We start from the raw sequence: 12450 nt of genomic DNA on the forward strand, positions 1-12450 counted from the left end.
TTCTCGTGCCCGCCACAACAGCGGTCGACTGGGATCCATTCCCAACAGCGTCCCACGTCCGCGGGCCGGCTCCGTGCGGCGCGCTCGCCGACGGGACGTGACGTACACGCCGGGTGAGGCTGCCGGATTCTGTCAGCCCCCGGACCTAGGCTCGCAGCATGCGATTCGTGGCGACCGCCGACTGGCAGATCGGCATGACCGCGCACTTCCTGGAGGCGGAGGCGCGGCCCCGCTTCGCGCAGGCGCGGCTCGACGCCGTCCGCGCCACCGGACGGGTCGCGGCCGAGCACGGGGCCGCCTTCGTCCTGGTCTGCGGCGACGTCTTCGAGTCCAACCAGCTCGACCGCCAGGTCGTCGGCCGCGCGTTCGACGCGCTGCGCGACGTCCCGGTCCCGGTCTGGCTGCTGCCGGGCAACCACGACCCGCTCGACGCCGCCTCGGTCTACCGCTCGCCGGAGTTCCTGGCCGGCTGCCCCGAGCACGTCCACGTCCTCGACCGCCCCGGCCTGCACGAGGTCGCGCCGGGCGCCGAGCTCGTCGCCGCCCCGTGGTACTCCAAGCGCCCGCTGAGCGACCTCGTGGCCGACGCCCTCGAGGGGCTCGAGCCGCCTGCCCCCGGCGTCGCGCGCGTGGTCGCCGGCCACGGCTCCGTGGTCGGCTTCGACCGCACGAACCCCTCGACGATCAGCGAGCCCGGGCTCACGGCCGCCCTCGACGCCGGCCTGGCCCACGTCGCCGTGCTGGGCGACCGGCACTCGACCACCCGGGTCACCGACCGCGTCTGGTACCCCGGAGCCCCCGAGGTGACGAGCCGGCTCGAGGACGACCCCGGCAACGTGCTGGTGGTCGACGTCGCCGACGACGGTGCGGTGTCGGTCGAGCCGGTCCGGGTCGGGTCGTGGCGGTTCGTCGCGCACCAGGCGCGGCTCGACTCCTCCGCCGACCTCGACGACCTCGAGCGCTGGCTGCGCGAGCAGCCGGCCAAGGAGCGCACCGCGGTGTGGCTCTCGCTCACGGGCACGCTGAGCGTCGCCGAGAAGGCCCGGCTCGACGCGCTCCTCGACGATGCCGGCTCGCTGTACGCGCTGCTCGACCTGTGGGCCAGGCACACCGACCTGGCGGTCCGCCCGGCCGACGGCGACATGGACGAGCTCGGGCTCACCGGGTTCGCCCGCGAGGCGGTCGACGAGCTCGTGGCCCGCTCGGCCGACGACCCGGCCGCGCAGGACGCGCTGAGCCTGCTGTACCGCCTGGCCTCGGCAGGTGCCCGATGAGGCTGCTGCGCATCCGGCTCAAGGACTTCCGCGGCGTCGAGGAGTCCGAGGTCCGGCTCGACGCGCCCGGCGTCACGGTCGTCGTGGGTCCGAACGAGGTCGGCAAGTCGTCCCTGGCGGAGGGGCTCAGGCTGGTGCGCCAGTACAAGAGCGCCTCCTCGCACCGCGACGTCAAGGCCGTGCAGCCCACCCACCGCGACGTCGGCCCCGAGGTCGAGATCGAGGTCGAGACCGGGCCGTACCACTTCGTCTACACCAAGCGGTGGTTGCGCAAGCACCGCACCGAGCTCACCGTGCTGGCCCCGCGTCGCCAGCAGCTGTCCGGCGACGAGGCGCACGACCGGGTCGAGGCGATGTTCGCCGAGACCCTGGACGCCACTCTGTGGGACGCGCTGCAGCAGGTGCAGGGCGACTCGCTGCACCAGCCGGCGCTGGGCCGGGCCACCCCGCTGCAGGCCGCCCTGTCCGGACGCGCCGGGGCCGACGACGGCTCGGTGCACGCCGCGCTCGTCGACCGCGCCGCGGCCGAGCGGGCGCTCTACCTGACCGCCACGGGCAAGCCCACCAAGGAGCTCGCCGATGCCGAGCAGCGTCGGGCCGACGCCGAGCACGAGCTGAGCCAGGCCCGCGAGGCGATGGCCCGGGTCGAGTCCGACCTCGAGGCGCACGCCCGCACCGTCTCGCGTCTGGCCGACCTCCAGCCGCGCGTCGCCGAGCGGGCCGAGGTGCTCGCCCAGGTCGAGCAGCGCCACCAGACCGTCGTCGGGCTGCGTCGTGAGCTCGAGCGGGCCGAGGCCGCCGTCCGCGAGGCCGAGCTGGTGGCCGCGGACGCCCGCCGCCGGGTCGAGGAACGGCAGGTCCTGGTCGCCGAGGTGGCCGAGCGTCAGCGCTCGCTCACCTCCCTCGACGTCGAGCACGAGCAGGTCGCGGCCCGGCTCGCCGAGACCGAGACGCTGCTAGCCCCGGCCGTCGAGCGCCGCGAGACCGCCCGGCAGGCTCACGGCGACGCGACCGCCGCCCTCGCCGCGGCCCGACGCCAGGTCGAGCAGGCCCGGGCGGGCGCCGAGCTCGCCTCGCTGCGCGACCGCGTGCAGCGGGCGCAGAAGGCCGCCGACGAGCTGCGGTCCGCGCACGAGGCGCAGGAGCGCAACGGGCTCGACGCGGCCGCGCTGCGCCGGGTCGAGCAGGCCCAGCTCGACGTCGACAGCGCCCTGGCTGCCGCCCGGGCCGGCGCCGCCCGCATCGTCGTCGAGCCCTTGGGCGACGCGGTCGTCCACCTCGACGGACGTCCCGTGGTGCGCGTCGTCGAGCACGAGGTCATCGCCGAGACCGAGGTCGACGTCCCCGACGTGGTCCGCGTCCGGGTGCTGCCCGACCGCAGTGCCGACGAGCAGGCCGAGCGGGTGGGCCGGGTCCGCGACGTCCTCGCGGCGCTGCTCGCCGCGCACGACGTGCCCGACCTGGTCGCGGCCCGCGAGAAGGCGGCCGAGCACGCCGACCTGGTCCGGGCGGCCGAGGCCGCCGCGGCGACCCGCGACCTGGTGCTGGCGGGGGAGAGCCTGGACCGGCTGACCGCCCGGCTCACCGTGCTCGAGGAGCGGGCCGAGGCCGCGCCGGCCGAGCCGCTCGAGGTCCTCGAGGACGCCCTCGACGCCGCCGACCGGGTCCTGCGCGAGACCGAGCGCGAGCGCGACGACGCCGGGGCCGACCACGACCGGCTGTCCGACCAGGTGGGTGCCCTGCGGGCCGACCACGCGCGGGCCGCCGCCCGCCGCGAGGCGGCGCACGCCGAGCTCGACCGGCTCCGCACCCGGCTGGAGGCCGACCGTGCCCAGCAGCTCGACGAAGCGCTGCAGGCCACCGCCGACGAGTCCGCGCACGCCGGCGACGCAGCACGCGCCGAGGTCGCGCGGCTGCGCGACGCCCTCGACGACCTGGGAGCCGAGCTGCTCGAGGTCGAGCTGGAGAACGCCCGCGGTGCGGTCGAGAACGCCGGTCGCGAGATCGCCGCCCTCGAGGCCGAGCGGGTGCGGCTGGAGTCGGTGCTCGACGACCGGGGACGCGACGGCCTCCAGGACCGGCTCGACCAGGCCCTGGCCGCCGTCCACGACGCCGAGCGCACGCACGAGTCCGTCCGGGCCCGGGCGGCCGCCGCCGACCTGCTGCACGAGGTGCTGCACCGCCACCAGCACGAGACCCGCGCGCGGTACGTCGACCCGTTCCGCCGCGAGGTCGAGACGCTCGGCCGCCCGGTGTTCGGACCCGACTTCGCGGTCGAGATCGCCGACGACCTCAGCGTCGAGAGCCGCACGCTCGACGGCGTCACGGTGCCGTTCGCCGGGCTGTCCGGCGGCGCCCGCGAGCAGCTCGCCCTGCTGACCCGGCTGGCCACCGCCCGCCTGGTCGACCCGGCCGACGGCGCGCCGGTCGTGCTCGACGACTCGCTGGGGTTCAGCGACCCTGATCGGCGCCGCCGCCTGGCCACGGTGCTGGCGCTGGCCGGCCGGCAGGCCCAGGTCGTCGTGCTGACCTGCGACCCGGACCGGTTCGCGCACCTGGGTCAGGCGCGTTTCGTCGCGCTCGACTGAGCAAAACGTCGCTCAAACGCGCGTTCCTGTACCGATTTCGTTGCGTTGTCGTTACATCGGCACTGAATCCATTGTCATTGCCCCCCTGGGAGCGGCACCATGATCTGGCCCGGACGACCCGTGTCCGGTTCAGGGAGGTGTTATGCCGCGTCAACCCACTCGCCGCACGGTGCTGAGAGGTCTCGGTGCCGGAGCCGTGCTCGCCGGCAGTGCCGGCGTCCTGCCGCTGTTCGGCACGCCGAGTCGTCAGCAGGACCCTGAGTCGTGCACGACCGACGACCGATCGGCCACCGAGAAGAGCCTGGTGATCTCCAACTGGCCCGAGTACATCGACACCGCCGAGGACGGCGGCACGACGACGCTCGAGGACTTCGAGAAGGCCACCGGCATCGACGTCCGCTACACCGCGGACGTCAACGACAACGTCGAGTTCTTCGCCAAGGTGGTCAACCAGCTGGGCGCCTGCCAGGAGACGAAGCGTGACATGTTCATGCTGACCGACTGGATGGCCGCCCGGATGATCAACATGGGCTGGATCCAGAAGCTGGACGCCGCCAAGGTGCCCAACCTGCACCAGAACCTCATCTCGTCGCTGCAGGGCGTCGACTGGGACCCCGAGCGCGAGTACTCCGCGCCGTGGCAGAGCGGCCTGGCCGGCATCGCCTACAACGCCGCCGAGGTGGGCGAGGTGCGCACCATGGACGAGCTGCTGACCCGGTCCGACCTCAAGGGGCGCGTCAGCCTGCTCACCGAGATGCGCGACACCATGGGCCTGCTGCTCCTGAGCGACGGCAACGACCCGGCCGACTTCGACGACGACGACTGGGCCGTCGCGATGGAGAAGCTGCGCAAGGCCCGCTCCGCCGGTCAGATCCGGGCCTTCACCGGCAACGAGTACATCCAGGACCTCAGCGCCGGCAACATCCTGGCCTGCGTCGCCTGGTCCGGTGACGTGCTGGCCGCGGGCGACGAGAACCTGAAGTTCATCACGCCCGAGGAGGGCTCGATGATCTGGTCGGACAACATGCTGATCCCGAACCTGGCCGGCCACCAGGACAACGCGCAGAAGTGGATCGACCACTACTACGACCCGGCCGTCGCGGCGAAGCTCGCGGCCTGGGTCAACTACATCTGTCCGGTCGAGGGAGCCCAGGCCGAGATGGAGAAGATCGACCCCGAGCTCGCCGAGAGCGAGCTCATCTTCCCCACGGAAGAGACCCTCGCCCAGACCCACGTCTTCCGTGGTCTCAAGGAGTACGAGGCCCGCGCCTACGAAGGAGAGTTCGCTGATGTCACAGGTGGATGAGGTGCTCGAGAAGCACCACGAGCGGGCACAGACCCGTGACCTCCGGCTCGAGGGCCTGACCAAGGAGTTCGCCTCGTTCACCGCGGTGAAGGCGCTGGACCTGGTGGTGCCGACCGGCACCTTCTTCGCCCTGCTCGGCCCGTCGGGCTGCGGCAAGACCACGACGCTGCGCATGGTCGCCGGTCTCGAGACGCCGACGAGCGGTCGCATCCTGCTCGGCGACGACGACGTCACCTACACCAAGCCCTACAAGCGCCCGGTCAACACGGTGTTCCAGAACTACGCGCTGTTCCCGCACCTGGACATCGCCGAGAACGTCGCCTTCGGGCTCAAGCGTCGCGGCATCAAGAACGTCAAGGGCGCGGTCGCCGAGATGCTCGAGCTGACCGAGCTGACCTCGCAGGCGAACAAGACGCCGGCGCAGCTCTCCGGCGGCCAGCAGCAGCGCGTCGCGCTGGCCCGGGCGCTGATCAACCGTCCCGAGGTGCTGCTGCTCGACGAGCCGCTCGGCGCCCTGGACCTCAAGCTGCGCCGCTCGATGCAGGTCGAGCTCAAGCGCATCCAGTCCGAGGTCGGCCTGACCTTCGTGCACGTCACGCACGACCAGGAGGAGGCCATGACCATGGCCGACGTGGTCGCGGTGATGAACGGCGGCGTCATCGAGCAGATGGGCCCGCCGGCCGAGCTGTACGACAACCCGCGCACGACGTTCGTGGCCAACTTCCTGGGCCAGTCGAACCTCATCGGCGGCGAGATCATCGGCGTCGACGGTGACGTGGTGAAGGCCGACATGCACGGCACGACCGTGTCGATCCCGCGCGAGCGGGCGCACGCGACGTCCGGACGCGGCTGGATCGGCGTGCGCCCCGAGAAGGTGCTCATCGCCCGTCACGGAGAGCCGATCGACGCCCCGGGCAACCACATCACCGGCGCCGTCGTCACCGACGCCTCGTTCATCGGCGTCAGCACGCAGTACCGCGTGCGCATGGCGTGGGGCCAGGAGATCACCGCCTTCGAGCAGAACACCGGTCTGCGCGAGGTGCTGACCCCCGGCACCCCCGTCGACGTCTCGTGGCGCCCGGAGTTCGCGTTCCTGCTGGACGCCAGCCAGGACGTCACGGCCGGTCTCGGGGAGGTCTGATGCGCGGACGGCTCACCGGCTACTGGCTGTTCGCGCCGGCGGCGTTGTGGCTGGCGCTGTTCTTCGCCATCCCGCTGTACTCGCTGCTCGCGACCAGCCTGTTCGACCCGGACGGCTCGGTGCTGACCGGCTACGAGGTCACGTTCGCCTGGAGCAACTTCCCGGACGCGATCACCGAGTACTGGCGTCCGCTGGTGCGCTCGCTGGTCTACGCCGGCATCGCCACCGGGTTCTGCCTGGTGCTCGGCTACGTGCTCGCCTACGCGATCGCGTTCAAGGCCGGCCGCTGGAAGAACTTCATGCTCGTGCTCGTCGTGGCCCCGTTCTTCACCAGCTTCCTGGTCCGCACGCTGTCGTGGAAGCTGATCCTGGGCGACGACGGCTGGATCGTGGACGCGCTGCAGACGGTGCACCTGCTCGGCGACGACGGACGACTGCTCGCCACCCCGGTGGCGGTCGTGGCCGGCCTGACGTACAACTTCCTGCCGTTCATGGTGCTGCCCCTCTACGCGGCCCTGGAGCGGCTCGACCCGCGCCTGATCGAGGCGGCCAGCGACCTGTACGCGTCGCCGGCCCGCGCGTTCTGGAAGGTGACCTGGCCGCTGTCGCGTCCGGGCGTCGTCGGCGGCGTGCTGCTGACCTTCATCCCGGCGGCCGGCGACTTCATCAACGCCGAGCTGCTGGGCAGCCCGAACGAGCGGATGGTCGGCAACGTCATCCAGAACCTGTTCACCACGACCGGCGACTACGCCGCGGCCGGTGCCCTCTCGGTGACGCTCATGCTGATCATCGTGGCCATGGTCGTCGCGTACGCCCGCACCTCGAGCACGGAGGACCTCGTATGAGCGAGCGGAGCGAGCGAACCATGCAGACGCTCACGGGCGGACGTCCGTACCGTGCTCTTCCCACGGAGGTGCGCCCATGAGCCCGCTGCAGCGCGTCGGCCGGTGGATCGGCGACCACGTGGTGCTGGCCCTCGGCGTCCTGGTGATCGTGTACCTGGTGGTGCCGATCGCGATCGTGGCCCTGATGAGCTTCAACGACTCCAGCGGCTCGCGGAACGTCTACAAGTTCCAGGAGTTCACGGTCTCCAACTGGGCGAACCCGTGCAAGCCCGAGGGGCTGTGCGACGCGGTGTCGACCAGCATCCAGATCGGCCTGCTGGCGACGCTCGTCGCGACGATCCTGGGCACGCTGGCCGCGTTCGCGCTGGCCCGGCACACGTTCCGCGGCCGGTCGTCGGCGAACATGCTGATCTTCCTGCCGATGGCCTCGCCGGAGATCGTCATGGGCTCGTCGCTGCTGGCGCTGTTCGTGGCCGGCGGGCTCGGCGGGCAGCTCGGGTTCTGGACGATCTTCGTCGCCCACGTCATGTTCTGCCTGTCGTTCGTGATCATCACGGTCAAGGCCCGGCTGTCCGGGCTGGACGACAACCTGGAGCAGGCGGCCATGGACCTGTACGCCACGGAGGCGCAGACGTTCTGGCGGGTCACCTTCCCGCTGGTGTTCCCCGGCATCCTGGCCGCGGCGCTGCTGAGCTTCTCGCTGTCGTTCGACGACTTCATCATCAGCAACCTGAACGCCGGGCAGACGGTCACGTTCCCGATGTTCGTGTGGGGTGCCGCCCAGCGCGGCGTCCCGATGCAGGTCAACGTCATCGGCACCGCGATGTTCGTCATCGCGCTCACGCTCGTGCTCGTCGGCGGCTGGAACCAGCGTCGCCGGGCCACGGCCAAGGCCGCCTAGCCCGACCAGCGGCACACGAAGGGCCCCGGACGTGACCTCGTCCGGGGCCCTTTGCTCGTGCGTTTGCGCCTCACCGGAGCAGGTCACCACGTCCTGTGGGTCCCGTCCGCCCGCTGAGTGTGACGTTCCGGGGCTCCTGACGGGCCCCGGAGCCCCGGAACGTCACACCCAGCGGGACGGTGCGCCCAGCAGGTGGGGGAGGGGTGTCCGGACGGCAGAAGGCCCCCGCACCCGAGTGGGTGCGGGGGCCTTCGTCGGGCGGGTCAGGCCTTGGCCAGCGTGCCCAGGTACAGCTCGATGACCTTGGGGTCGTTGAGCAGCGCGCGGCCGGACGCCGTGTGGGCGTCCTTGCCCTGGTCCAGCACGTAGCCGCGGTCGCAGATCTGCAGGCAGCGGCGGGCGTTCTGCTCCACCATGACGACCGAGACGCCGGCGGCGTTGATCTTCTTGGTCTGCAGGAACACCTCGTCCTGCAGCGCGGGGGACAGGCCGGCGGACGGCTCGTCCAGCAGCAGCACCGACGGGTCCATCATGAGCGCGCGGCCCATGGCGACCATCTGGCGCTCGCCACCGGAGAGCGAGCCGGCCCGCTGGTCCTTGCGCTCCAGCAGCCGCGGGAAGATGTCGGTGACGTACCCGAACCGCTCCTTGAACTTCTTGGGAGCCAGGTACATCCCCATCTCGAGGTTCTCGCCCACGGTCAGCGACGGGAAGACGTTGTTCGTCTGCGGGACGAACCCGATGCCCGCGGACACGAGCTGGTCGGCGCGCTTGCCGACGATGCTCTCGCCCTTGAGCGTCACGTCGCCCTCGCGCACCTGCACGAGGCCGAACAGCGACTTCAGGAACGTCGACTTGCCCGCGCCGTTCGGCCCGATGATGCCGATCAGCTCGCCCTCGTGGCAGTGCAGGCTCGCACCGTTGAGGATGTTGACGCCGGGCAGGTAGCCGGCGACCAGGTCGTCGGCCCGCAGGACCGCGCCCTCGGGGTTGGTGAAGTCGACCATCAGTGCTTCTCCTCGGTCTCGGCCGCGATCTCCTGCTCGGCCTCCGCCTCGATCTGCGCCTCCATGTCGAAGGTCAGCTCGGCGTCGTGGTGCGCGCCCAGGTAGGCGTCGATGACAGCAGGATCGCTCATGACGGCGTCCGGCGTGCCCTGGGAGACGATCTTGCCCTGCGCCATGACGACGACCCAGTCGCTGATGTCGCGGACCATGTCCATGTCGTGCTCGACGAACAGGACCGTGCGGCCCTCGTCGCGCAGCGACTTCACGTGGCCCAGCAGCGACTGCTTCAGCGCCGGGTTCACGCCGGCCATCGGCTCGTCGAGCATGATCAGCTCGGGGTCGACCATGAGCGCGCGCGCCATCTCCAGCAGCTTGCGCTGGCCGCCCGAGAGCGAGCCGGCGAAGTCGTCCTTCTTGGCGTCGAGCTTGAACCGGCGCAGCAGGTCCATCGCGCGCTCGGTGTTGGCGTCCTCCTGGCCCTGCCACAGGAAGCGCAGGACGCTCGGCAGGAACCGCTCGCCCTTCTGCCCGGTGGCGCCCAGGCGCATGTTCTCGATCACCGTGAGGCGCGAGAGCACCTTGGTGAGCTGGAACGTGCGGACCATGCCGCGGCGGGCCACCTTGTAGGGCGGCACGCCGGACAGGCTCTGGCCGTTGAACGTCCAGCTGCCCTCGTCGGGCTTGTCGAAGCCCGTGAGCAGGTTGAAGAACGTCGTCTTGCCGGCGCCGTTGGGACCGATGAGCGCGGTGATCTTGCCCCGCGGGATCTCGAAGTGGTCCACGTCGACGGCCTTGAGGCCGCCGAACGTCCGGGTCACGCCGTCGGCGACCAGGATGACGTCGCCGCCCTCGTGGGTCGTCTCGTGCTTCTCGTCCATGGTGTCAGCGCCCATCGATCGCCAGCTCCCGCCTGTCTCCGAGGATGCCTTGCGGCCGGTAGATCATGATCAGCATCAGGACCAGGCCCAGCACGATCAGGCGCATGAGGCTCGCCTGGTTGCTGTCCATGATTGCCGACGGGATCAAGGGGTCCTGCCCGCTCGTGGCCTTGCCGAAGAACAGGTCCAGGCCGTTGAGGAAGAACCAGAAGATCAGCGCACCGAGGACCGGGCCGAGCACGCGCGCCGCACCACCGATGAGGAGCACGGTGTAGGCGAAGAACGTCGTGTCGGTCGCGAAGTCGGACGGGGCCACGTTGCTGGTGGCCAGGCCGCTCATGATGCCGGCCATCGCACCGATGACGCCGCCGAGCACGAGCGCCTGCATCTTGTACGAGTAGACGTTCTTGCCGAGGCTGCGCACGGCGTCCTCGTCCTCGCGGATGCCCTTGAGCACGCGGCCCCACGGGCTGCGCATCAGCAGGTAGATGAACACGCACAGCAGGGCGACCAGCACCCAGCCGATCAGCATGATGAAGAAGTCGTACGACCGGAACTGGATGATGCCCAGGTCGACGCCTCCCTCGGGGATGGGGTTGATGTCGCGCAGCGCCTCGGTGAAGCCGAAGCGTCCGTCCTGGCCGCCGAACTGGTCGTTCAGGCTGGCGGCACCCAGGATCTGGCGCAGCGCCTCGGCGGCGGCGATCGTGGCGATCGCCAGGTAGTCCGCTCGCAGTCGTAGCGTCGGGACGCCCAGGATCAGGGCGAGCACGACGGCGGCCAGCAGGCCGACCAGGATGCTCAGCCAGAGGTTCTGGCCCCAGGTCTGGACGAGGGCGCCGACGGCGTAGCCGCCGACCATCATGAAGGCGGCCTGACCGAAGTTCAGCAGACCGGTGTAGCCGAAGTGGATGTTCAGGCCGATCGCGGCCAGGCAGTACACGACCGCCTGCGGGCCCACGGCCTGCTCGATCGCGTTGGTGAGGACTTCGAACCAGCTCATCAGTGTTCTCCTTTCCTCAGCCGACGCGCTCAGCCCGGCCCAGCAGGCCCTGGGGCCGCACGAGCAGGATCAGGATGAGGACGACGAGCGCGGTCACGTACTTGAGCTCGGGCGGCAGGACGATCGAGGACAGCTCGACCAGGAGCCCCACGATGAGGGCGCCGGCCATGGTGCCCCAGATCGTGCCCAGGCCGCCGAGGGTGACCGCGGCGAACGTGAGCAGCAGGATCTTGTTGCCCACCTGGTAGTCGAAGCCGTTCTGCAGGCCCCACATGATGCCGCCCATGCCGGCCAGCGCGGCGCCGGCGATCCAGACGGTCGTGATGACCCGGTTGACGTCGATGCCGGACGAGGCGGCGAGCGCCGGGTTGTCCGAGACGGCGCGGGTCGCCTTGCCCAGGCGGGTGCGGGTCACGGCCAGCGAGACCAGGACGAGCACGACCACGCAGATGACGGCGATGTAGAACGACTTGGGCGAGACGCCCACGCCGCCCAGGTCCCACAGCTTGCCCGAGGGCACCCCGCGGTACTGGTGGTTGTCGGCGCCGAAGAAGTACTGGTACACGTTCCGCAGGAAGATGCCCAGGCCGATGCTGACGATCATCATCGCGATGAGGCCGGTGCCGCGGCCGCGCAGCGGCTTCCAGAGCAGCCGGTCGTTGGCCAGGCCGAACACGCCGGCCAGCACCACCGCGAGGGCGGCGGCCAGGTAGAAGTTCCAGCCGAAGGCGTCCTGCAGCAGGTACGCGGCGAGCGCACCGAACGTGATCAGCTCGCCGTGGGCGAAGTTGGTCAGGCCGGTGGTGCCGAAGACCAGCGAGATGCCGAGCGCGGCGAGCGCCAGGAGCAGGCCCAGGAAGACGCCGTTGATGCTGTTCTGCACGATCTCCTGCAGCAGGCCGGGGCCCTGGTCGGCCTCCGGGCCGATGCCGTAGTTGACGGTGATGTCGGCGTTCGTCTTCACCATGACGGTGAAGGACGTCTTCTTGCCGTCGGTCAGGCTCGTGCCCTCGGGGAGGGACTCGGTGTCGAGCTTGACGGTGAGGTCCTGGCCGAGGAGGTCGTCCGGCGAGCCCGGCACCGGGATCGCGAAGGTTCCGTCGGGTCCGCTGACGCCGGTGGCGACCTCGGCCCCGTCGATCTCGACGCTGATCTTCACGTCGGGGACGGGCTCGGGGGGATCGGTACGGGTGTCGCTGAGAGTGCCCTTGATGTTGATCGCGTCGGATGCAGCCCCTGCGGGTGCGGCGAGTCCGACGACGACCAGGGCTCCCAGGACAACCGCGAGGACAGCTGCGGGTCGCAGTCGCACGCGTGGCTCCTAGTTCGTTCAGGCAGCAGGTCGTGCCGCTGAATGGTCCCTGGGAGCATAGACGCGCCGCAGGTCGCCGCACCCCCGGTTACGTCACATCCCGTGTAACAACTTGGTTGCAGTTCGACTAAGCCGCGTCCGGCCCGCGGGGGAGCGGCGGGGGCCCGCCCGGGCCGGTCTCCGCGGGCACCCCGA

General features: G+C 70.8%; 10 protein-coding genes. 6 read left to right on the top strand and 4 right to left on the bottom strand.

What is annotated here, in order from left to right:
- Positions 1-158: 158 nt before the first annotated feature.
- The 6 genes from HGAM_RS10755 (at position 159) to HGAM_RS10780 (ending at position 8055) form a co-directional block, all read left to right on the top strand.
- Positions 159-1274 (top strand): metallophosphoesterase family protein, encoded by a 1116-nt coding sequence (locus HGAM_RS10755; RefSeq protein WP_019145494.1) that lies wholly within the window; start codon positions 159-161, stop codon positions 1272-1274.
- Positions 1271-3862, top strand: coding sequence for an AAA family ATPase (locus HGAM_RS10760; RefSeq protein WP_019145495.1), 2592 nt, complete (start codon positions 1271-1273; stop codon positions 3860-3862). The genes HGAM_RS10755 and HGAM_RS10760 overlap by 4 nt, the downstream gene beginning before the upstream one ends.
- Before the next feature lie 196 nt (positions 3863-4058).
- Positions 4059-5168 carry an ABC transporter substrate-binding protein gene (locus HGAM_RS10765; protein WP_019145496.1) on the top strand — a complete coding sequence of 370 codons (1110 nt, stop codon included), beginning with the start codon at positions 4059-4061 and terminating at the stop codon, positions 5166-5168.
- The gene (locus HGAM_RS10770; protein WP_049798244.1) at positions 5152-6309 is read left to right on the top strand and encodes an ABC transporter ATP-binding protein; all 1158 of its coding nucleotides are present in this window, start codon (positions 5152-5154) and stop codon (positions 6307-6309) included. The genes HGAM_RS10765 and HGAM_RS10770 overlap by 17 nt, the downstream gene beginning before the upstream one ends.
- Positions 6309-7154, top strand: coding sequence for an ABC transporter permease (locus HGAM_RS10775; RefSeq protein ID WP_019145498.1), 846 nt, complete (start codon positions 6309-6311; stop codon positions 7152-7154). Before HGAM_RS10770 ends, HGAM_RS10775 begins: the two co-directional genes overlap by 1 nt.
- 76 nt (positions 7155-7230) lie before the next feature.
- Positions 7231-8055 (top strand): ABC transporter permease, encoded by an 825-nt coding sequence (locus tag HGAM_RS10780; RefSeq protein ID WP_019145499.1) that lies wholly within the window; start codon positions 7231-7233, stop codon positions 8053-8055.
- Positions 8056-8318: 263 nt separating this feature from the next.
- On the opposite strand, the gene HGAM_RS18890 is transcribed toward HGAM_RS10780, so the two are convergent.
- Genes HGAM_RS18890 through HGAM_RS10800 form a run of 4 tightly spaced genes read right to left on the bottom strand, consistent with a single transcriptional unit; the run spans position 8319 to position 12255 of the window.
- Positions 8319-9062 (bottom strand): ABC transporter ATP-binding protein, encoded by a 744-nt coding sequence (locus HGAM_RS18890; protein ID WP_019145500.1) that lies wholly within the window; start codon positions 9060-9062, stop codon positions 8319-8321.
- Positions 9062-9955: an ABC transporter ATP-binding protein gene (locus tag HGAM_RS18895; protein WP_019145501.1), complete on the bottom strand. Its 894-nt coding sequence runs from the start codon at positions 9953-9955 to the stop codon at positions 9062-9064. Before HGAM_RS18895 ends, HGAM_RS18890 begins: the two co-directional genes overlap by 1 nt.
- The gene (locus tag HGAM_RS10795) at positions 9945-10943 is read right to left on the bottom strand and encodes a branched-chain amino acid ABC transporter permease (RefSeq protein WP_019145502.1); all 999 of its coding nucleotides are present in this window, start codon (positions 10941-10943) and stop codon (positions 9945-9947) included. Before HGAM_RS10795 ends, HGAM_RS18895 begins: the two co-directional genes overlap by 11 nt.
- Positions 10944-10959: 16 nt before the next feature.
- Positions 10960-12255, bottom strand: coding sequence for a branched-chain amino acid ABC transporter permease (locus tag HGAM_RS10800; protein WP_020691649.1), 1296 nt, complete (start codon positions 12253-12255; stop codon positions 10960-10962).
- Positions 12256-12450: the final 195 nt, after the last annotated feature.

The sequence above is a fragment of the Aeromicrobium massiliense JC14 genome, assembly GCF_000312105.1.
In the GTDB taxonomy this organism is placed as follows: Bacteria; Actinomycetota; Actinomycetes; order Propionibacteriales; family Nocardioidaceae; genus Aeromicrobium; species Aeromicrobium massiliense.